Origin of the sequence: Mesorhizobium sp. M0106, from assembly GCF_040322715.1 — a bacterium.
Classification (GTDB): Bacteria; Pseudomonadota; Alphaproteobacteria; order Rhizobiales; family Rhizobiaceae; genus Mesorhizobium.
The window spans coordinates 80,177-101,526 of record NZ_JAMYUA010000021.1 but is presented as its reverse complement, the minus strand read 5'-3'; the positions used below and the strand labels follow the sequence as shown (position 1 = coordinate 101,526).

The following is a 21,350-nucleotide window of genomic DNA, read 5'->3' as shown; positions in this document are numbered from 1 at the left end:
CCGGACATATGGACGCAAGCGATCGAAAACGACGCAAAACAACCGTTGCAGGCAGGGCGCCGTCCACATATGGATCCCAGGGTCTTCGCGACGTCGCTTCGCGCCTGCTCCGCCCTGGGATGACGAAGCTGGGGAGGTTTGGCCAATCTCGAAGGTTTTCAATCCCGTCCAGGGACAGTATGAGTGGCCGGTGGGGCGGCTCCGGCTTCAAACAATCACGAGGACATCATGACAATACGCGCTGTCGTCTGGGGCGAGAATATTCATGAGCGGACCAACGAGGTGGTCGCGGGCATCTATCCCGAGGGCATGCATGCGACGATCGCCAATGCACTGAAGCTCGACCCGGAGATATCAGTGTCCTGGGCAACGCTGGAGCAGCCGGAGCATGGGCTGCCGGCCGACCGTCTGGCCAAGACCGATGTCTTGCTGTGGTGGGGGCACAAAGACCATGGCGCCGTCGCCGACGAAGTGGTCGAGCGCGTGGCGCGCCGCGTCTGGGAAGGCATGGGGCTGATCGTTCTCCATTCCGGCCATTTCTCGAAAATCTTCAAGAGGCTGATGGGCACGCCCTGCACGCTGAAATGGCGCGAGGCGGGCGAGCGCGAACGGCTCTGGGTGACCAGCCCCAACCACCCGATCGCTGCCGGGATCGGCGAGTATTTCGAGCTCGAGAACGAGGAGATGTATGGCGAGCAGTTCGCCGTGCCGGAGCCGCTCGAGACCGTCTTCATCTCCTGGTTCCAGGGCGGCGAAGTGTTCCGGTCAGGGCTGACCTATCGCCGCGGCGCCGGCAACATCTTCTATTTCAGGCCCGGCCACGAGACCTATCCGACCTATCACGACGCCAACGTCCACAAGGTGCTGCGCAATGCGGTGAGATGGGCGCACAACCCGCAAGGCTCCAATCCGGCCATCCTCGATGCGCCGAACGTGCCGGTGGAAAAGGCGCTCGAGCCGATCGTCGAGCGCGGCGGAAAACTTCATTCCCCCGGCGGAGCCGGCTTTCGCTAGACCAAATCCGTGATCGAACAAGAAGATAAAGCCCTGTCCTAAGGATAAGAATCATGCGTCTGTTGATACTCGGTACCGGCTGGATGGCGGAGGAGCACGCCAGGCAGTTCGGCAAGATCGAGGGCGTCGAACTGATCGGCGCCGTCGATCTCGACCGTACGCGCGTCGACAAGTTTTCGGACATCTATGGTACCCCCAACCGCTTCGCGTCGCTGGACGAGGCGCTGGCATGGGGCAAGTTCGACGCGGTGGCGAACGTGACGCCCGATCGCATCCACCATCCGACCACCATGATGCTGATCGCGGCGGGCAAGCCGGTGCTGTGCGAAAAACCGCTGGCCGAAAACTTCGAGAAGGCCAGTGAGATGGCCGCTGCCGCCGAGCGAGCCGGCATCATCAACATGGTCAACCTGACCTATCGCAATGTCGCGCCGCTGCAGAGAGCGCGCGCCATGGTGCTGGCCGGCGAGATCGGCACGGTCAGGCATGTCGAGGCGTCCTATCTGCAGAGCTGGCTGGTGTCCAAATTCTGGGGCGACTGGCGCACCGATTCGAAATGGCTGTGGCGGCTGTCGCGCGGCCATGGCTCCAACGGCGTGCTGGGTGACGTCGGCATCCACATCCTCGATTTCGCCAGCTATGGCGCCGCACTCGACATCGACCATGTGTTCTGCCGCCTGAGATCCTTCGACAAGGCGCCCGAAAACCGCATCGGCGAATACGAGCTCGACGCCAATGACAGTTTCACCATGGCGCTTGATTTCCGCAATGGCGCCTTCGGCGTCGTCCATGCCAGCCGCTGGGCAACCGGCCATCTCAACGAACTCCGCCTGCGCATCTACGGCGACAAGGGCGGCATCGAAGTCGTGCACAATCTGACCGGCTCGGAGCTGAAAGCCTGCATCGGCGAGGATGTCGAGAACGCCAAATGGCAAGTTCTGGACGCCGGAACGGTGCAGACCAACTACCAGCGCTTCGTCGATGCGGTGCGCAACGGCGTCCAGGCCGAACCGTCGTTCCGGCATGCTGCCGAATTGCAGAAGGTCCTGGACCTCGCCGTCGTCTCGGATGAGAAGCGGGCCGAATTGAGCACCGATACGCAGTGATATCGTTCAGGGAATCTTGAGAGGAGCCAGCCATGGTCACGCGGCGCGCCGAATGTTCCTGCGCTCAGGTATCGGCCACTTGTCCGGGCGAGCCGGTGCAACGAAGTAGGGCGGCTTTGATCGGAACGAGATTTTTCGCCGAATAATGGGTGAATGTCCGCCTTGGAGATGGTGAGGCCGATATCCGAACGGCAGAAATGGGTCGATTCGAGCCGTTGCGCGAAGGGCAGCTTTTGAGAAGCGCCATGAATGTCGCGATATTGGCGCTACCTACTCGTTCCCATCGACAAGACGAATGGCAGCATCCACCCTTCCCCGGTCCTCGGCGGCGGACGCGATGAACGGCTCGATTGAGCCCGAAACGAACTTCTGTCACATCAGTAACCTGCCGCCACCTCCTCAGCAAGATATGTGCTATTCTGAGGCTATGCCCGCGCCCTCCGACCGATCACGCGACAAGTCGCCGGAAGATGGTGCAGTTGCATCGGATCTGTATGCGGAGCTAGCCAATCGCGGCGATTGGTCCAGGCTTCACCGCGAACTGTCAGACAGAGACCGCTGCAGTGAACTTGGCGGCGCCGAGCTCCAGCGCCTCGGGGAAGCCGCCTACATGCTTGGGCGCGAGGAGGAATTCGTTCGGGACTACGAGAGGGCCTTCGAAGACCATCTCCGGAACGGACGCGAACGATCCGCAGCGCGTTGCGGCTTCTGGATCGGGCTCACCCTGATGTTTCGCGGTGAATTCGCCCAAGGCAGCGGATGGCTGACCCGCGCCAACCGGCTGGTCGAGGATCATACGCAGGAATGTGCAGAACAGGGTTACCTTCAGCTCCCAATGGTCGAACAACGTCTCGCCGCCGACAGGCCGGACGAAGCATTCGCGCACGCAACACGTGCCGCGGAGATCGGACAGCGCTGCGAAGATCCGGACCTCTTGGCTATCGCGCGCCACCTTCAGGGCCGGATATTGATCCTGCGCGGCGACTATGTGCGCGGCTTCGAACTGCTGGACGAGGCGATGGTTTCGGTCACCTCGGGCCGGCTCTCACCGATCGTTACCGGGCTGGTCTACTGCAGCGTGATCGAGATCTGTCAGAAATTTCATGCCACGGGCCGGGCGAGGGAATGGACGTCGGCGCTGGTCGGATGGTGCGCGGGACAGCCCGACATCGTTGCCTTCACCGGCAGATGCCTGATCCACCGGGCCGAAATTCTGATCCTCGACGGCCACTGGGACGAGGCCGGCCGCGAGGCCGGTGTCGCCAGCATCCGCCTTCAGCAGGGGCCCTCGAAGCACCACGCCGGTCCGGCATTCTACCAGAAGGGCGAGGTATTTCGCCTCCGCGGCCAATGGGACGAGGCCGATGCCGCCTATCGCGCAGCGAGCAGGCTCGGGTTCGATCCGCAGCCGGGGCTGGCGCTTATGCGATTGCAGCAGGGGCACGAGCAGCCGGCCCTTTCGGCGATCCGCCGCGCACTGCAGTCCGTCGACGACATGCCGGGCAAACTCCGCCTCTTGCCGGCTGCGGTGGAAATCACTCTCGCTGTCGGTTCGGCCGATGACGCTTGGGAGCTGTGCGAAACACTGCACGACTGCGCGCGCCAATATTCCGCGGATGCAGTCCGCGCCGTAGCCGCCGAGGCTACCGCGCGGGTGCTGATCCATGCTGGTCGAGCCGCGGAGGCATTGGCCCATATCCGGCGCGCGGTAGCGATCCTCTGGGACCTTCGGGCGCCCTATCATCTTGCCCGGATGCGGGTGCTGACAGCGCGGGCCTGTCTCGCAACCGGCGATACTGAAGCGGCGCAGACCGAACTGGACGAAGCGATAAGACTTTTCCGCGAGCTCGGCGCGCGCCCCGACGAAGCCGTTGCCGGCAAGCTGCGGGTCACCATGACGGCGACAGGCGGCGAAGTTCTCACCCCCAGACAGACGCAGGTTCTGCGCCTGATCGCGTCAGGCCTGACCAACCCGGAAATTGCCGGCGAGCTCGGTCTGAGCCAGCGGACGGTAGACCATCACGTTAGCGATATCCTGACGCGGCTGAACGTGCGCACGCGCGCGGCAGCCACGGCCTATGCGGTCGAGCACGGCCTGATCGGCATGGTCGTATCTGGGTAATCCTACCCAAGCCAAAATTTCTCGCTGCGTGGGTACTTACGCCGAAGCGGGCAACCGTGGCGCGGGTCTAAACCTCATGGCGTGGTAAAGGCCACAGGAGGTTTTCCCGATGCAAACGAATAATAACAGCATGAGCGGGCCGGGCGGTGTTTGGCTCGCCACCGGAACGCTGCTGCTGGCGGCTGCGCTCGTCTTTCACGGGCCACCGGACGCGGATTTGTCTGTTCAGATGCAGAATATCGCCGAGGGCCATGGGCGATGGGCTACGGTCCATTGGACGGCGGCAGCGGCGCTGTTCCTGATCGCCGGCGCTTCGTTCCTGAACCTGGCACTCAACCCCCGGGTCCGGCGTTCGCCGATGCTGAGTTCTGCCTGGATAGTGATGGGTCTCGGCGCCCTGGCCACGTTCTCCACCGCAGTCGCCGAGGCATCGGTGGTCGCGGTCGCGGCCGACCGGGGTGACACCAACGCCTTCATGACCTGGTGGGCGTTTTCCGGCGGCATGGGTAACGGATTCTGGGCGCTCGCCCTGGCGACAGCGCTTGTCGCGTATCACGACGCCCGCGATGACGTCGGGATACTGCCCCGATGGGCCGCGATCGTCGGCTCGGCGTTCGGTATCCTTTCGGCAACCGGGTGGACACTCGATGAGCAGCTCGGGATCGGCATCGGAGGTCCGATCTGGCTGATTTCCTCGCTTCTCATGTGCCTGTGGCTCGCGTGGTACGGGCTGTCCTCAAGGAGCCTCCGGTCGGGCAAGCCACAGCGCAAAGCGCCTGATCCAGCATCATCGTAAAACAGGAGGAAAAAATGTCCCTTCAAACGAAGGAAATCGAAGCGACGATCCACGACGTCCACGAATTCTTCACCGACTGGGTGACCGGCCGATGCCGTGGCGACGATGCGACGTTCAAGAAGAACGCGCTCGACCGGATCAGCGAAGATCTGGTCGCCATCATGCCAGGCGGCAGGGCGTTCGGGAGAAAAGACTTCGCAGGTTACATGAAGAGCATCTACGGATCGAATCCGGCCTTCCGTATCAAGATACGCGACATCCGGATCAGCCATCAAAGCGCCGACCTGGCGGTCGTGAACTACCACGAATGGCAACGCGACGCGAAGGACTCCGATCAACCGAACAATGGCCGGGTCACGACGATGGTGGTCCGCGATCGCGGCTACAGCCGGGGGCCCGAGATCTTGCAAGTTCATGAAACCTGGCTCCCAGCCGATGTCGTTCAGTCCGCGGATTTCGCGTTCTGAGAAGCGTCGGTCCGAAACGGGCAGAGAAAGGAATTGCGCTGGCGGGACCATCGGCTCTGCCGGCGTCATGGAGCCAGAACTGTGCTTCTTTTCAGCCCGAATTGATCCACATTCAACGTCCGGCTAGCCCAGCAATCCGGCCATTCCATGCGTTCGCGTGGAGCGTCGGCTCGCCACCCATTGCTGCCGCTTGGTCGGCTGAACGCTTCGGCAGATCTTAGGCCCAGAGCGGACGTTAACCCGGCGCAAGATTTGGCGACGAGGGCGGCCGCGTCATCTACAGCTTCTGCCCGGATTGCGGCACCACCGTCCATTACCGGATCGACACCGATGTGGGTCGAGATCAGCGCCGAGCCTCTGGCGACGTTCGGCTGACGACGCCGGCCGCGGCCGCTCTGGAACCATGATCCCGAAAAGTGGAAACCGGTTTGCGGATAAGATCGTGGTCAAACAGCAAGATAGAGCCCCATTTCGATTCAATCGAAATGGAACAGGGGCGCAGCTGAGGCTTCGGCGCCACGCTCCGTCAGCCTCCCGACCCGGCCAGATCCACCGGAAAGCGCATCTACGGACTAATCCAGAGTACAGGCGCCTCAGCTGCGTGACGGGCTCGACTTGACCATTTCTTTGCGGGGATGACTTGCGAAGAACAAAGATTTGTTTGATCAAGTTGGCACGAGGCCAACAACCTGTAATTGTGATCAAATCCTGCTGATGTTTGGTGGGCGGCTAATCGAACGGTTGAATCAAGGAGGGCGGCGGGTGCTGGCCGGTCTCATCGTGCTGCTTGCGCTTTGTGCTCCCGCACTGACCGAGGATAGCGACGATTGCGGTGGCGCTGCTGCAGGCTTACAGCGGATCGCCGCCTGCACGCGGATCATCGAGGACAGGACGCGAAGCCCGGGCAGTCGCGCCATCGCTTACCACGGCCGGGCAATCGCCTGGACTGACAGCGGTGACGATGACCGGGCTATTGCAGACTATGACAACGCCATCGCTCTCGATCCGGACGACATCGATGCCTACAACGAGCGCGGACAGATATGGCTCGACAAGGGCGAGAACGACAGCACCATCAGTGACTTCGATCGGGCGATCGAGCTCGATCCAGGAAAAGCTGAGACCTACTACAACAGAGGCCGCGCCTGGGCTCATAAGGGCGACGACAGTCGCGCCATCGCCGACTACAGCCACGCCATCGAGTTCGATCCGGCATATTTCCAAGCCTACAACAACCGCGGCTTCGTCTTCAACAGGATGGGCGAGTTCGACCGCGCCATCGCCGATTTCGACGAGACGATCAGCCTCGATCCCCAACACCCCTACGCTTACAACAACCGGGCCATTTCCTGGGGCGCAAAGGGTGATGCAGAGCGCGCCGTCGCCGACTACAGCCAGGCGATCACGCTCGATCCGACCTATGTCAACCCTTATGGAAGCAGGGGAATCTACTACTTCTACGATCGCGAACCGGCCAAGGCGCAAGCCGACCTTGCCGCGGCGGCGGAACTTGCGCCCGACAATGCCTATTTTGCGATCTGGGCGGATCTGGCTGAGCGGCGCAGTGGTGGCGCGAGCCATTTGCGGCAGGCAGCCAGCAGGCTCGACATGGCCAGATGGCCGGCGCCGCTGGTTCGCATGTTTCTTGGCGAACAGACGCCCGAAGCAGCGTTGGCCGCAGCCGACGATCCCGTCCCGGTCCCGGCCAAGAAACGCGGAAATCTATGCGAGGCCAATCTCTATGTCGCGGAGTTTTACCGGCTCGACGGCCGTGACGATGAAGCCTTGCGGCGGTACCGGCTTGCGGTACGCGACTGCCCCCACGACTTCATCGAATATGTCGCGGCAGGCAAGGCACTGCGCGCGCTCGGTGTGTCGCCATAGTGCGCCGTTGCGGATGATTCATTGTAGACTCGTGCGCAACCTCGGCGCAAAGGCGACGGCAGGTTCGGTGCGTATTGTCGCTGCTGTCAATGCCGCAGGATCTTGCTGAGAAAAGCGCGGCTGCGGTCGGTCTTCGGGTTGGAGAAGAACTCGTCCGGGGTGCCGCTCTCGACAATGGCGCCGGCGTCCATGAACACGACGCGCTGGGCGACCTTGCGGGCAAAGCCCATCTCGTGCGTCACCACCATCATGGTCATGCCTTCCTCGGCCACCGCGACCATGACGTCGAGCACTTCCGAGATCATCTCGGGATCGAGCGCCGAGGTCGGCTCGTCGAACAGCATGATCTTGGGGCGCATGCCGAGGCAGCGGGCGATCGCCACGCGCTGCTGCTGGCCACCAGACAGCTGCGCCGGATAGGCGTTCACCTTGTCGGCGAGGCCGACCTTGGCGAGCAATTCGCGCCCGGCCATTTCGGCCTCGGCGCGCGGGATCTTGCGGACATGGATCGGCGCCAGCGTGACGTTCTCGAGCGCCGTCTTGTGCGGATAGAGGTTGAACGACTGGAAGACGAAGCCGATCTCGGTGCGCAGCCGCGTCATGTTGGTGGCGGGGTCGCCGAGGCGCTGGCCGTCGACCGTCAGGTCGCCGTCGCGGATCGTCTCCAGGCCGTTGATGCAGCGGATCAGGGTGCTCTTGCCCGAGCCGCTCGGGCCGCAGACGACGACCACTTCGCGCGGCTCGACGCTCAGCGTGATATCCCTGAGCACGTTGAGCTGGCCGAACCATTTGTTGACGCCGCGAAATTCGATCATGCCGGTGCCATTTTTGCTGGGGTTCGATGTCACAACTGCACCTCGCCATGCGCAGCGCCCATGCGTTGCTCCAGCCGGCGGGCCAGCATGATCAGGGGGTAGCAGACGATGAAGTAACCGAGGCCGACGAGGAAGAAGACCAGCAGCCCATTGGGTACACGCTGCACCACCAGCCAGCCGACGCGGGTGAGGTCGGTCAGGCCTATGGCTGAGACGACCGAGGAATCCTTGATCAGCAGCACATATTGCCCGACCAGCGGCGGCAGCACGATGCGCATCGCCTGCGGCAGCACCACCTGGCGCATGCGCTGCCAGCGCGACAGGCCGGACGCAAGTGCTGCCTCGACCTGGCCTGATGGCACCGAGCGGATGCCGGCGACGACGATCTCGCAGATGAAGCAGGCGGCCAGGTTGGTCAGCGCGATGATGCCGGCGGTGAAGGCGTCGAGCTCGATGCCGAGTTCCGGCAGGATGAAGAAGATCAGGAAGATCTGCACCAGGAACGGCGTGCCGCGGATCAGGTCGACCCAGGCGCCGATCGCGCCGCTGATCAACCGGTTGCCGCCGGTGCGCAGGATGCCGAGGCCGAAGCCGAGCAAGGTGCCCAGCACCAGGCTGATCAACGACAGCACCACGGTCATGCCGAGGCCGCGCAGCGCGAGAGGATAGCTGCCGGCGACGCTTTGCAGCTGCTGCCAGATCATGTCCGTGCCCCCGCGAGGCCGAGCCAGCGCCCGGAGAGCGCCGCCAACCCCTTCAGCCCGTAATAGAGCAGGAGGTAGAAGGCGGCGATGGTGATGAAACCTTCGGCCGGCATGAAGCGGTCGGAGGCGAGCAATTGTCCGGCGCGCGTCAATTCGGCGACCGAGATCAGCGACAGCAGGGCGGAATCCTTGACCAGCACGATCGCCTGTCCGAGCAGCGGCGGGATCGTCACCTTGAACGCCTGCGGCAGGATGACGAGGCGCATGCGCTGGACATAGGTCATGCCCGAGGCGACGCCGGCCTCGACCTGGCCGCGCGGGATCGACAGGATGCCGGCGCGGATGATCTCGGCGACATAGGCGCCGCTGTTCAGCGACAAAGCGAGAATGCCGACGACGAACTCGGGCAGGACGAAGCCGAGCCGCGGCAGGCCGAAATAGAGGAAATAAAGCTGCGCCAGCAGCGGCGTGGCGCGCACCGCGTCGATATAGGCCTTGGCCGGGACGCGGAACAGCCGGCCGCGCTGCAGGTTCATGGCGGCGAGCACGATGCCGACGGCGAGCGCGCCGGCAAAGGAGAGGACTGACAGCCACACGGTCGTGACGAGGCCCTGCCCGAACAGGGGCAGATATTCGACAATGGTGCGGAAGCTGAAGTTTTCGAGCATGGTGGGGCGGTGAATGGCGAGTAGCGAGTAGCGAGTAGCGCTTTACTACTCCCTACTCACTATTCACTCTACTCAGTGATCCTTCTTCCAGGCGTCGGAATTGACCCAGTAATCGAGGTTCCTCTGCAGGCGGCCGTCGAGGCTGACCTGGTCGAGGAACAGGTTCATCCAGACCAGCAGGTCCTGCTCGTCATAGCGCGTGGCGAAGGCCAGTGGCTCCTTCGACAGCATATCCGGCATGATGGTGAAGCTGCCGGCCGGGTAAGCGGTCGACTGGCCCTTGACCGCCGAGACGTCGTTGACGCCGCAATCGGCCTGGCCGTTGTTGACGGCGTCGAGCAGCAGCGGGCCGCCGCCCTTGTAGCTCTTGATATCGGCATCGGGGAAGGCGGCCTTGGCTTCCTTCTCGCCGGTGGCGCCGAGCAGCACCGCGATCTTGGTGCCCTTGGCCTTGCAGTCCTCGGTGGACTTGAAGGCGGTCCCAGCCTTGGTGAAGACTGTGCTGCCCGTGTACATGTAAGGCTTGGTGAAGGCGACCTTCATGCCACGCGCCAGTGTCGGCGTCATGTCGGCGACCAGAAGATCGGCCTTGCCCGACAGCAGCGCCGGGATCAGGCCGTCCCAGTCGAAGTCGAGGAAGGTGATCTTGACGCCCATTTCCTTGGCCATCAGTTCGGCGAGTTCGACCGAACTGCCGGTGCGTTCGCCGGCAGCACCCACCAGCGAGAAGGGCGGGCCTTGCGTCTGCACCGCAACGCGCAACTCACCGCGCTTGGTAATCTCGTCGAGGGTTCCGGCACTGGCGGCAGCGGTGAGGCCGGCGAGCGCAAGTCCGGCGATGAAAAGCTTGGCAATCTTCATTTGGGCATTCCTCCTTGTTGTCGTTTGTTGTTCCACTTGTTTGCTTCACCCCATCGAGGTGCTTTTTGAGCGGCAGCGCCGTTGCCGGCGGCAACCACCGTTCGAAAATCCTTCAGTCCCAGCTCACCATTTCGGCAACCTTGATGCCGCGCCTGGCCAGCTCATCGAGGAAGCGGCCATCGGGCACATGCAGCAGCGGGTTGAGCAGGCCGGGCGTGGCGATCTCACGCCGTGCCAGCATCTGCGCCACGATGCTGGCGGGATAGCCGACGCCAAGGCTCATGCCGAACAGGCCGGAGGCGAGGTCGCGTTCGATGACCAGCTCCGAGGTCACCGTCTTGCGTCGGCCGCCTTCGCTGCCGACAAAGACGTTGCGCATGACGCAAAGGTCCTTTTCGTCCGCGCCATATTGCAGTTGCGGGCCAAGCAGCCGGCCGAGGAATTCGCGTGGGCTGATGCCGGTGCCGGGCACCTTGTCCTCGGACAGGAAGCCGAGCTGCTTCAGCGGCGCCCAGAACGCCGACCAGCCGGGCCAGCGCAGCGAATAGCGGCCGGAGCGCTGCAGCTCCTTGGCGGCGGCGAGCATGCCGGCATAATGCGGCGCGTCGCCATTGGGGAAGGCTTCCAGCCTGCCTAGCCCCGCCACCTCGATCTCGTGGATGAAACGATTGTCGTGCTGGCGGGAGGCCGGCACATCGACCCGTTTGCCGTTCTCGACCAGCACGCTGTCGCGGTTCTGGCTGACCAGAACCATGTCGAAATTCCAGCTCACCTTGTAGCGCAGCGGCTCGACCACCGCCTTCGGCTCGGGAATGCCGCCGCAGTAGGAATCGATCGCGGTGATGGTGTCGAACTGGCGGGCGGCGCGCGCGTAGAGCACAAGGTCGATGCCGGGGTCGAGCCCGCATTCGGTCACGATCGAAACGCCGGCCTTTTCGGCCTCGGGCGCGAGGTCGCCGATAGCCTTGCCGTAATTGGTGGTGACCAGCGGCGTGCGCGTCGCGATCGCCGCCTCCACCGCTTCGCGCATCAGCGGCTGCGGCAACAGGTCGATGACGGCGTCGACGTCCTTCATCACATCGGCCAATGCTGGGCCGATCGCGCCCTCCGGCACGACGAAACGCACCCGGGCAAGGTCGGTCAGGCCGCCAAGCCGCGCAGCGCCGTCGGTTGCCGTGTCGACGCAGACCACTTGCTCGACGCCGTCGCTGGCAACGAGATCGGCGATCGCCGCCCGGCCTTGCAGGCCGAGGCCGCCGAGAACCGCGATCTTCATGCCATTTCCTTTCGCGTCTCGTCCGACCAGCAGCCTTCCGGCAGGCTGACCCATTTGTTGCAGGACGCCATGACGACGAAGGTTTCGCTGCGCACGACCTCGCCCGGCTCGCCGGCGCCGGGGATCAGCTCGCTGGTGACGCGGTAGAGATCGGCGACATCACCGGCCACGGTCACGTCGACGATGATGTCGAAGCGTCCGGTGACGACGGCGGCCGAGTTCACGAAAGGCAGTTCGGAGATGCGCTGCGCCAGTTCCCGGGCGCGGCCACGTCCCTGCGCATTGATGCCGACGATCGCCGAGATCAGCTCGGGGCGTTCGGTCAGGTTGAGCAGCCCGACGATCTTGAGCAGGTTGCGGTCGAGCAGGTTGCGCAGCCGCATGCGCACCGTCGGCACCGAGATCGCCATCTTCTCGGCGAGGCGGTTGACGCCAAGCTGCGCATCCTGCGACAGCAGCTTGACCAGTCGCCGGTCGGTCTGATCGAGATGTTCCCGCAAATGCCAGGGCTTTCACAAATGGAAAGAAACGATCGTATTTTCTTTCTTATATGAAAATACCTTACGAGAGATTTTTAACAATGGCAAGAGCCATGTCATCCGCCGTGCCGCTGTGCCTATCGGCAGTTTCGTCGATGTCGCCACATTTTGTTCTTGCTTTGTGCCGGCAGCTATGCTACTAATTTGGGTATGGTGCTAATTGGCTCCAACGACCCGCCTCCCCGAGGCGGGTCTTTTGTTTTCCCATACCTTTGAAGGTTTAGCGCCGCCGATTTGAGGTTGGTGAGACAGCGCCGTTCGAGACGCGCTGTGTTCGAGGGTGAAGAAGCAAGTGGCGCAAGAGGTGCAACGCACCTCGATAGCACGCCGACCAAGTTGGTGGGGGCGCAGCCGCAACTCATTGTGCCTTCACCTGATGGGCGGAACGGCTCATCCGCAATATGGCCAAAAGCGGCTTTTCAATAAAACTGTAGCTGGCCAGGCAGACGGCAATGCAGGCGGTGACAATAACCGCGCCTGCAAGCCATGGTGACAGATTGGTGCTTGCAACGACAGGAGCGGTCGCAAGCAGCACGATAGGATGGGTCAGATAGAGAGAGTAGGAAGCGTCGCCCAACCTTGACAGCACGCGAGGAGCAAAAAGCCGGAAGTAGCTTTCCAGGCTGATGCAAGCCGCGACAAGGATCAACGCCGGGATTCCCTGAGCAAGGGTTCGCGGCAAGTTGAAGCCAAGTACCATCACCAGCATGGACATGATGGCGAACACGAGTGCCGAGACACCCAGGACGGCAGGCAAACGCGTCAGCCTGCCGACCAGGTGGCCGAGAGCCATGCCGGCAAGGAACTCAAACAGGATTGGCGTGGTGTAGAAAAACAGCACAGTGTCGGCGGCGGGTTTGAAGATGATGCGTGCAGCAACGGCGATTGCAAAGACAACGCCGACCGCGGCCATTTGCGTCAACCTGCCAAAACCCATCGTCGCCGCGAACAGAATGTAAAACAGGATTTCCAGATTGAGCGTCCAACCCACGCCAAGCACCGGTTGGACATAGCCTGTGACCGTATCGAGATAGGGTATGAAAAGCAGGCTATTGGTGGTCTGCTCAAGAGACACTGCACGACCGGCAAACAACCAAAGTGCGGCGACCATGAGGAAGCTCATGACCCAATAGAACGGAACGACGCGCGTGAACCGCTGCATCAAAAAAGCACGGTGGTCACGACGTCTGTTCTCTGTCGAGAGAACCATGACAAAACCGCTGATGACGAAAAACAAGTCGACGCCACTGTTCAGAACGGGAATACGCAGGTCGAGCATGCCCAGCGCGGCCGGAAGATGATAGATAACAACCATGAGGGGGCTGCTAGCCCCCGCAGGATCTGTACCGATGTATACTGTTGAATCCGGCGCGGCGCGGCGTGATCATTCGGTGGAATGATGTTCATAAAAATGGCCCCCGGTGCAGGAGAGCACTAACATACGGGGTTGTTGATGTGCTGATCAACGCTTTCCCCGCGCTAACGACTGGCCTCGAAGATCGCGACGGCTGCCGCTGTCAGCGCGGCGTTACCGGATGCCACCGTTCCATCAGGAAGATCCTTGCCGTCTTCCAGTCCGACACGCGTCGACCAGCCACGCGCCGCCGCCCGGTGCACGAAAGGCCAGACCGTGGCGTCGGCGCCGTGCAGCAGGATCGCCCGGCGCATACCGGCGCCGTCGAGCACGGCGGCGATATCGTCGCTGATCTCAAGCGCAGCGTCCCGCTCCTGCTCGGAGATTTCGATCAGGATGCGCAGCACGCGGTTGCCATGGTCGAGGCTCACCAGGCGTTCGGCGTCGGCAACGGAGGCGAGCCCGGCTTCGATGCCAATGCCGCGCTGGCGCAGACGGTCCATGACTGCGGGCGCGGCGTCTTCGCTCAGATTGACCGAGGCATAGTCGGGCAGCTCGCTCCAGCCGGCGATCGCAACCAGCGTCCGCTGGTCGTCGTTCTCGATCCAGGCACCCGTCGACACGCCAATCAGCGTCCCCGGGCAGGCGCGGCGGAGCGCCAGCACCGTCCGATCCATCGCCGCCGGAGCCAGGCTTTCCCGACCGTCCAGCCCGCGGGCATGAACATGCAGTTCGGCGGCGCCGGCAGCGATGCAGGCCGCGCCGTCACGCGCCATGGCCTCCGCCGTCAGCGGCAGTTGCGGGTGGAAATCGGCGCTTCGCGCGCCATTGATGCAGGTCTGGACGATCATACCGGGGGCAGTCCGGTTGCTGCCAGTCTAGCGCGGGCCAGTGAAAACCGGAATCGCGCTGGCGAAGGCTCCTCACATATGGACGCCGGCACAGCCTGAATCAGTCTGGCAGAATGCACCTCTATCGTGTTGTTCGGCTTAGTCTTCTTAGCAAACGAACATCCGTCGGGCAGAGTTACGGCGAAACACCCAACTCGCGTAATGCAGCGTTGGCGGCACGGTATTCGACAAAAAACTCTTTGGACAATAGCTGACCGTATGCCTTGCTCTGTCGCATCCTCGATCATGCGCGTGCAGGCGGCGATCCGCGTGCTTGCCTCGACCTCGTCATCGCTGACGCAGTCGCTGCTGGCCGCGAACGCCGGCAGGGCCGAAACCGTCAGGACGATTGCAGCGGCCAGTGCCCACCATGAAGGCTTGAGCCACACTCGAACCGGTCCGGTCAATTCGCTCCTCGCATCATCAAATGTCTCGGAAGTTATCTTCACGGAACCACGCCCAGCTCGTGCAGAGCGGCCTTGGCCGCAACGTATTCGTAATATTCCGCGGGGCAATCGCTGGCAGCGACCCGGTAGAGCCGCAAGGCTTCGTCGTCATGTCGTTGCAGCCGATCGAACTCGGCTATGAACAGGTTCGCCTCGCACAGATTGCCGCGTTTCTTGGCCGGGTCCGGGTCGTCGGCTGCCGCCGATACCTCGGCCGGCGTCAGTTCTCCAAGCAGCATGCGAACCGCTGGCGCCGGCCATTTGGTCATATCGAGCTTTTCAGTCGCTTCCTGCAAGTGGCCCACCGCACCGCTGCGCCGCTCGGTCATCTCCAGCCAGATCGCAAAATAGGCATTGTCGGGCTTGAGCGTGGCCGCCTGTCCGAAATCGGCTTGCGCCTTGGCCAGCGCGCTCGAATAGAAGGAGAGAATGCCGCGGCCAAGATAGGCATAGGCATATTTCGGATCGAGGCTGATTGCCTGATCGTAGTCGGCGGTCGCGCGGGCGTAGTCGCCCTTTGCCGACCAGACGAAGCCGCGGCCGTCGTAACCAGGGGCACCTTTCGGATCGAGGCTGATCGCCTTGTCGTAGTCGGCGATGGCGCGGTCGTCCTCGCCCTTCTTTTGCCAGATCCGGCCTCGGTACCTGAAGGCTTTGGCATGTACTGGATCGAGCATGATCGCCTGGCCGTAGTCGGCGATGGCACGGTCATTGTCGCCCTTGCGTGCCCAGGCATTGCCTCTGTTGTCGTAGGCAGTTGGGTCTTTAGGATCGAGCGTGATTGCCTGGCTGAAGTCGGCGATGGCGCCATCATAGTCGCCCTTGTCAGACCAGACGAGGCCCCGGTTGTACCAGGCATTAACGTTTTTTGGGTCGAGGCTGATTGCCTGCGTGTAGTCGGCGATAGCGTGGTCGTCGTCACCCTTCTTCTTCCAGGCAATGCCACGGTTGTTGTAAGCGGTGGCGTCCCGGGAATCGAGGCCGATCGCTTGGTCATAATCCGCGATAGCGCGGTCGTAATCGCCCTTGTGTTTCCAGGCAACGCCTCGATTGTTGTAAGCACTAGCGTCCTGAGGATTGAGGCCGATTGCTTGGTCATAATCCGCGATGGCGCGGTCGTAGTCGCCCTTGTGCGACCAAGCCACGCCTCTGTTGTAGTAGGTGCTGGCGTCTTTCGAGTCGAGGCTGATCGCTTGGTCGTAATCGGCGATGGCGCGGTCGTAGTCGCCCTTGCGTGCCCAGGCGATGCCTCGACTTTGATAGGCATCGACATCGCGAGGATCGAGGCCGATCGCCTTAGCGTAGTCGGCAATGGCTCGGTCATAGTCGCCTTTTAGTACCCAGACAGCACCACGATTGCTGTAGGCTTTGGCGTCTTTCGCATCCAGACTGATCGCCTGTTCGTAGTCGGCGATGGCTCGGTCGTATTCGCCCTTCTGTTTCCAGGCAACGCCACGGTTGTTGTAGGCTCCCGCATTTTTAGGATCGAGGCTGATTGCCTGGTCGTAGTCGGCGATGGCACGATCGTAGTCGCCCTTGTCTGCCCAGGCGTTGCCCCGGTTGCTGTGGGCATCGGAATGCTTCGGGTCGAGGCTGATGGCCTGACCATAGTCTGTAATGGCGCGGTCGTAGTCGCCCTTGTGCTCCCAGGCGACACCTCGGCTGTTGTACGCCTCGGGGTTTGTCGGGTCGAGGCTGATCACCTGGCCAAAATCGGCGATGGCGCGATCATTTTCGCCCTCCTCGACCATTGTGGCGCCTCTGGCATAGTAAGCACCGGCGAATTTCGAATCGAGGTCGATCGCCTGGCCCAAATCGGCAATCGCACGGTCGTAGTCGCCTTGTGATGCCCGTGCCTCGCCGCGCTTGTAGTAGGCAGTCGCGCGGTTGGCCACAGGCTCCGTGGGATCCTCGATCATGCGCGTGCAGGCGGCGATCCGCGTGCTGGCCTCGACCTCGTCGTCGCTGACGCAGTCGCTGCTGGCGGACAAGGCCGGGAGCGCCGAGACCAGCATCGCGACGAGGCAAACGAGGAATTGCCGGACTGCCCCGTCCCTTTGTCGAACCCGTCGGATCAATTCGCCCCCCATCGCGGCAAGCCCAGCTGCATTGTGTTCAACGAAATCCCCGAGACAATCGCTAACGAGCTCACCCGGCAAGAAACGGGTGGTCCGCGCGCGCCGTTTCACCCATCTCAATGACAGAGAAGCCACAGGAGGCGAAGCCATGACCATCGATTCGATAGGCGCGAAAGCGGCGGTGAAATCGGCGGAGGTGCGCGTTGCCGGATATGATTGGCGGACGCTGGCCGATGAGCTGAGCGGCTATGGCTGCGCGGTGATGGAAAAGCTGCTGACGCCGCAGGAGTGCCGGCAGATTGCCGGACTTTATTCGGACGAGAGCCATTTCCGCAGCCATGTCCATATGGCGCGGCATGGCTTCGGCAAGGGCGAGTACCGCTATTTCCGCTATCCCTTGCCCGACTTGATCGGCGGCTTGCGCACCGCGCTCTATCCGCGCCTGGCCGCGGTCGCCAACGACTGGAACCAGCGCATGGGTATCGCGCAGCGCTATCCCGACGAACACGCCGCGTTCCTCAGGCAATGCCACGAGCAGGGCCAGACGCGGCCGACGCCGCTCCTGCTGCAATACGTTAACGGCGACTTCAACTGCCTGCACCAGGATCTCTACGGCGATCTGGCGTTCCCGTTGCAGGTCGCGATCCTGTTGTCCGAACCAGGCAAGGATTTCACCGGCGGCGAGTTCGTGCTGACCGAGCAGCGTCCGCGCATGCAAAGCCGCGCCGAGGTGGTGCCGCTGCGCCAGGGCGATGCAGTCGCCTTCGCGGTCCACAATCGTCCGGTCCAGGGCAGCAAGGGCAATTACCGCGTCAATCTCAGGCACGGCGTCAGCCGGCTTCGCTCCGGCATGCGCCACACTGTCGGTATCATCTTCCACGACGCCAAGTAACCGAGCCGCCCGGTCGAGGCCCGGCGGCGGTTACCTGGAAAAATCGCTGCGCACGATGCCGTGGCGCTGGAGCTTGTCGTAGAAGGTCTTGCGCGGAATCCCCAGCGCTTCGATCGTGCGCCTGACGTCTCCGTCGTTGCGGCCAAGCGTCTCGCGGATGATGTCGGCCTCGTAGCGCTCCAGCCGCTCCGGCAGCTTCATGGCGGTGTTCGATTGGGTCGGGGCAGGGGGTTGTGCTTCGGCGCCTTCCTCCAACCCAAGCACGAACCGCTCGGCGAAATGCGCCAGTTCGCGCACATTGCCCGGCCAGTCATGGTCGCTCAGATGGCGATGCACCGAAGCCGGCACTGCCGGCACCTGGCGGTGGAAACGGGCGGCGGCGCGCTCGGCGAAATAGAAGAACAGCAGGGCGACATCGTCGCGGCGCTCGCGCAGCGGCGGGATCGAGATCGTCACCACGTTGAGCCGGTAATAGAGATCCTCGCGAAACGTGCCGCGCTGGCGCGGATCGCCGAGGTCGACCTTGGCGGCGGCGACGACGCGCAGGTCGACCGGCCGCACCTCGTTGGTGCCGAGCGGGGTGACCTCGCGCATCTCCAGCACGCGCAGCATCTGCACCTGTGTCGAGACCGGCATGCTTTCGATCTCGTCGAGGAACAGCGTGCCGCCGCTGGCGTGCTCGATGCGGCCGATCCGTTTCTTCTGCGCGCCGGTGAAGGCGCCGGCCTCATGGCCGAACAATTCGCTTTCGATGACGGTCTCCGGCAGCGTGCCGCAATTCAGCGCGACGAAATTGCCCTTGGCGCGGCGGCTCCAGCGATGCAGAAGGCTTGCCACCACCTCCTTGCCGGAGCCGGTCTCGCCGGTCACCAGCACATCGACGTCGGTGTCGGCGATCTGGCGTAGTGTGCGGCGCAGCCTGTCCATCGCCGGCGTCTGGCCGATCAGCGGCAGGCCGTCCTGCGCCTCTCCGGCCGCCTCGCGCAAGGCCCGGTTCTCCATCACCAGGCGGCGCTTTTCCGCTGCGCGGCGCACGCTCTGTACCAACCGGTCGGCGGCGAAGGGCTTGGTGATGAAGTCGTAGGCGCCGTCCTTGATCGCCTTGACGGCCATGGCGATGTCGCCATGTCCGGTGACGAGGATGACGGGAATGTCGGTATCCAGCCGCAGGATGCGGTTGAAAAGCTGCAAGCCGTCGATCTGAGGCATGCGGATATCCGACACCACGACGCCGGCAAAACCGGCGTCGAGCCCGGCCAGCGCCTCGGCCGCCGCCGCAAAGGCCGAGACCGAGAAGCCGGCAAGCTCCAGCGTCTGCACGGTGGCCTTGAGGAGATCGCGGTCGTCGTCGATCAGGATCACCGGCGCGGCATTGTCGTTCGTCATGATGGCTTACGCTGCTGTCTGGAGATGAATGGTGAAGCGGGTGCCGCTGTCGTCGCTCGAAACCTCGATGCGGCCGCCATAATCGGCGACGATGTCCTTCGAGATGACGAGGCCAAGGCCAAGGCCTTTTTCCTTGGAGGTGTTGAACGGCGTGAACAGCGATTTGAGGATCGCGGGTGGAATGCCCGGTCCGTTATCGGACACGCCGACCGTCACGCCGTCCGCGGTCTCCTCGACCGACACCTGCACATGAGCGTCGTCGCGGCCGTCGAGTGCTTCGAGCGCGTTCTGGAAGAGGTTGATCAGCACCTGTTCGAGCCGCACCCGATTGCCCATGACCTTGAGGCTCGGCGGCGGCAGGTCGATGACCAACGCGTCGAGCCGGCCGGCAAAGCGGCTTCTCAAGAGCATGACGGCGCCTTCGATAACACCACGTAATTCGACAGGCTCGGCGGCGGTGCGGCCCTTGCGGGCAAATGCCTTCAACTCCTCGGTGATTGAGCCGATGCGTTCGGTAAGGGCTGCGATAGCGCCGAGGTTTTCCTCGGCCGGCCCGGTCTGCTTGCGGTCGAGGAAGGTGCGGGCATTGTCGGCATAGGCGCGGATGGTGGCGACCGGCTGGTTGATCTCATGGGCGACGCCGGCAGCGACCTGGCCGAGGATGGCGAGGCGGTTGGCCTGGACCAGATCCTGCTGCACGATTTGGAGCTTGGCTTCCGTGCTGCGGTGGCCTGTTATCTCGGCCTGCAGCCGGTCGCGGGCGCGGCTCAAATCCTCGGTCCGTTCGACGACGCGGCGTTCGAGTTCGGTGCGGGCTGCCTGTTCGGCGGCAATCCGCATCTGCGCCGACTGCCGGCGCCACAACAGATACGCGGCAAGGCCGAGCAGCGGGACGACGACGCCGAGCGCAAGAAGCCGCATTTCGCGGACGGCGGCGGCGATCGGCGCTTCAGCCGGGATCAGATAGTCGAGCCGCCAGGGGGTCGAAGGGATCGGTGTTGAAAGGCTGAGATACTCCGCGTCGCTGCCGCCGGGCGTTACTGCGTGGACGATCGACACATCCGGGCTGAGCGCCTGCGCGTGCATGATCGGCAACGGCACAAGCGGCGCGTCGCCGAACTGTTGGCTGTCGCGGATCGCGGCTTGCTTGGGTGCGGCCAGCGGTGCGGTTGTCATGAAACGCCAGGACGGCACGCTGGTGATCAGCACGACGCCATTCTCGTCGCTGACATAAGCCGGGCGATTCGCCTCGCGCCAGTCGGCTTCGAGCTGGTCGAACTCCATCTTGACGACGACGACGCCGAGCGGTGCGTCTGTGTCGCCGACGCGGCGCGAAATGTAGAGGCCGGGACGCTTGCTGACATTGCCGAGCGCAAAATACTCGGCGGTTCCGGCCTGCATCGCGCCGGAGAAATAATCGCGGAAACGGTAGTCGTTGCCGACGAAGCTGATCGGCTCGCGCCAGTTGCTGGAGGCGATCGCCAGTCCATCGGTGCCGATGACATAGAGCACCGACGCCTTGGTGCCGGAGACCAGCCCCTCGAGCTTGCGGTTCAGCACATCGATTGCCGCGGCATTTTTCTGCGTCAGCGCGTCACGCACTTGCTGGTCTGCGGACAAAAGCAGGGGCAGGGCACGCGGGCTTTCGAGCACGGCGCGCAGCAGCGCGATCTTCAGGTTGGCGTCGGTACGCCCCTGCGCCGCCAGGGTCTCGACCTCGGCGGTGCGGCCGTAGAGGCCGGCGCCGTAGAGCGCTGCGGTGACGATCAGCAGGGCGACGGCCGCAAACAGCAGCCAGGCTCGGCGCGCCCGCCTGGCGAGTTGCTCGGGCGTCGAAGACAAGGCACCGGCGGGGCGTTGCAGCATCGCCCATTTGTGCATGAACTCGCACAAAACGCAATTCGACCTATGCGGAGAGTCGCACTTGGCCATGCGTCCGGCAGTGCGGACGTTTGCGAATGCTCAATAAAATCAATGCTGAAGCACTCTTCTGCGTATCTGGCACGGCTGTTGCAAACACGAATTCAGCAGTCGCGAGGCTGCTGGTCTCAA

At 63.1% G+C, this 21,350-nt stretch carries 19 protein-coding genes; 7 read left to right on the top strand and 12 right to left on the bottom strand.

The annotated features are described in order from the left end of the window. Nucleotides 1–228: 228 nt before the first annotated feature. Together NKJ55_RS20835 and NKJ55_RS20830 are read left to right on the top strand one after the other, a co-directional pair. Nucleotides 229–1,014: a ThuA domain-containing protein gene (locus tag NKJ55_RS20835; RefSeq protein WP_352451501.1), complete on the top strand. Its 786-nt coding sequence runs from the start codon at nt 229–231 to the stop codon at nt 1,012–1,014. A 53-nt stretch (nt 1,015–1,067) separates the two neighbouring features. Continuing rightward, nucleotides 1,068–2,120, top strand: a complete 1,053-nt coding sequence (locus tag NKJ55_RS20830; RefSeq protein ID WP_352451500.1) for a Gfo/Idh/MocA family protein — start codon at nt 1,068–1,070, stop codon at nt 2,118–2,120. A 544-nt stretch (nt 2,121–2,664) separates the two neighbouring features. Here NKJ55_RS20830 and NKJ55_RS20825 read toward each other — a convergent pair. After that, nucleotides 2,665–3,072, bottom strand: a complete 408-nt coding sequence (locus tag NKJ55_RS20825; protein WP_352451499.1) for a hypothetical protein — start codon at nt 3,070–3,072, stop codon at nt 2,665–2,667. Between NKJ55_RS20825 and NKJ55_RS20820 the strand changes: the two genes are divergently transcribed. The 4 genes from NKJ55_RS20820 to NKJ55_RS20805 all read left to right on the top strand — a co-directional run bounded on the left by NKJ55_RS20820 (nt 3,055) and on the right by NKJ55_RS20805 (nt 7,389). Then, on the top strand, nt 3,055–4,242 hold the full coding sequence (locus NKJ55_RS20820; RefSeq protein ID WP_352451498.1) for a LuxR C-terminal-related transcriptional regulator: 1,188 nt from the start codon (nt 3,055–3,057) through the stop codon (nt 4,240–4,242). The two genes, NKJ55_RS20825 and NKJ55_RS20820, sit on opposite strands and share 18 nt — an antisense overlap. A gap of 130 nt (nt 4,243–4,372) precedes the next feature. Further along, complete coding sequence (locus NKJ55_RS20815; RefSeq protein ID WP_352451497.1) at nt 4,373–5,038, top strand: hypothetical protein; 666 nt, start codon at nt 4,373–4,375, stop codon at nt 5,036–5,038. Between the two features lie 14 nt (nt 5,039–5,052). Next, nucleotides 5,053–5,505: a nuclear transport factor 2 family protein gene (locus tag NKJ55_RS20810; protein ID WP_352451496.1), complete on the top strand. Its 453-nt coding sequence runs from the start codon at nt 5,053–5,055 to the stop codon at nt 5,503–5,505. Nucleotides 5,506–6,267: 762 nt separating this feature from the next. Next, nucleotides 6,268–7,389, top strand: a complete 1,122-nt coding sequence (locus NKJ55_RS20805; RefSeq protein ID WP_352451495.1) for a tetratricopeptide repeat protein — start codon at nt 6,268–6,270, stop codon at nt 7,387–7,389. Nucleotides 7,390–7,475: 86 nt separating this feature from the next. On the opposite strand, the gene NKJ55_RS20800 is transcribed toward NKJ55_RS20805, so the two are convergent. The 9 genes from NKJ55_RS20800 to NKJ55_RS20760 all read right to left on the bottom strand — a co-directional run bounded on the left by NKJ55_RS20800 (nt 7,476) and on the right by NKJ55_RS20760 (nt 16,933). Next, nucleotides 7,476–8,204, bottom strand: coding sequence for an amino acid ABC transporter ATP-binding protein (locus tag NKJ55_RS20800; RefSeq protein WP_352451494.1), 729 nt, complete (start codon nt 8,202–8,204; stop codon nt 7,476–7,478). A 29-nt stretch (nt 8,205–8,233) separates the two neighbouring features. Continuing rightward, on the bottom strand, nt 8,234–8,908 hold the full coding sequence (locus tag NKJ55_RS20795; protein WP_352451493.1) for an amino acid ABC transporter permease: 675 nt from the start codon (nt 8,906–8,908) through the stop codon (nt 8,234–8,236). Beyond that, nucleotides 8,905–9,576: an amino acid ABC transporter permease gene (locus NKJ55_RS20790; RefSeq protein WP_352451492.1), complete on the bottom strand. Its 672-nt coding sequence runs from the start codon at nt 9,574–9,576 to the stop codon at nt 8,905–8,907. The genes NKJ55_RS20795 and NKJ55_RS20790 overlap by 4 nt, the downstream gene beginning before the upstream one ends. A 72-nt stretch (nt 9,577–9,648) precedes the next feature. Next, nucleotides 9,649–10,437 (bottom strand): ABC transporter substrate-binding protein, encoded by a 789-nt coding sequence (locus NKJ55_RS20785; RefSeq protein ID WP_352451491.1) that lies wholly within the window; start codon nt 10,435–10,437, stop codon nt 9,649–9,651. A 112-nt stretch (nt 10,438–10,549) separates the two neighbouring features. After that, complete coding sequence (locus tag NKJ55_RS20780; RefSeq protein WP_352451490.1) at nt 10,550–11,713, bottom strand: saccharopine dehydrogenase family protein; 1,164 nt, start codon at nt 11,711–11,713, stop codon at nt 10,550–10,552. Beyond that, the gene (locus tag NKJ55_RS20775; protein ID WP_023677254.1) at nt 11,710–12,213 is read right to left on the bottom strand and encodes an Lrp/AsnC family transcriptional regulator; all 504 of its coding nucleotides are present in this window, start codon (nt 12,211–12,213) and stop codon (nt 11,710–11,712) included. Before NKJ55_RS20775 ends, NKJ55_RS20780 begins: the two co-directional genes overlap by 4 nt. A gap of 397 nt (nt 12,214–12,610) precedes the next feature. After that, the gene (locus tag NKJ55_RS20770) at nt 12,611–13,567 is read right to left on the bottom strand and encodes an acyltransferase family protein (protein ID WP_352451489.1); all 957 of its coding nucleotides are present in this window, start codon (nt 13,565–13,567) and stop codon (nt 12,611–12,613) included. Nucleotides 13,568–13,731: 164 nt separating this feature from the next. Next, entirely contained in the window at nt 13,732–14,457 is a 726-nt protein-coding gene (locus NKJ55_RS20765) for a 3-keto-5-aminohexanoate cleavage protein (RefSeq protein WP_352451488.1), read from the bottom strand. Between the two features lie 484 nt (nt 14,458–14,941). After that, the gene (locus NKJ55_RS20760; protein ID WP_352451487.1) at nt 14,942–16,933 is read right to left on the bottom strand and encodes a tetratricopeptide repeat protein; all 1,992 of its coding nucleotides are present in this window, start codon (nt 16,931–16,933) and stop codon (nt 14,942–14,944) included. A 235-nt stretch (nt 16,934–17,168) separates the two neighbouring features. Between NKJ55_RS20760 and NKJ55_RS20755 the strand changes: the two genes are divergently transcribed. Continuing rightward, the gene (locus tag NKJ55_RS20755) at nt 17,169–17,912 is read left to right on the top strand and encodes a 2OG-Fe(II) oxygenase (protein ID WP_352451486.1); all 744 of its coding nucleotides are present in this window, start codon (nt 17,169–17,171) and stop codon (nt 17,910–17,912) included. A 30-nt stretch (nt 17,913–17,942) separates the two neighbouring features. Here the strand turns inward: NKJ55_RS20755 and NKJ55_RS20750 are convergent, their stop codons facing one another. Both NKJ55_RS20750 and NKJ55_RS20745 read right to left on the bottom strand, forming a co-directional pair. Then, nucleotides 17,943–19,298, bottom strand: a complete 1,356-nt coding sequence (locus NKJ55_RS20750; protein ID WP_352451485.1) for a sigma-54-dependent transcriptional regulator — start codon at nt 19,296–19,298, stop codon at nt 17,943–17,945. A gap of 6 nt (nt 19,299–19,304) precedes the next feature. Beyond that, nucleotides 19,305–21,164: a sensor histidine kinase gene (locus NKJ55_RS20745; protein ID WP_352451484.1), complete on the bottom strand. Its 1,860-nt coding sequence runs from the start codon at nt 21,162–21,164 to the stop codon at nt 19,305–19,307. Nucleotides 21,165–21,350 lie beyond the last annotated feature (186 nt).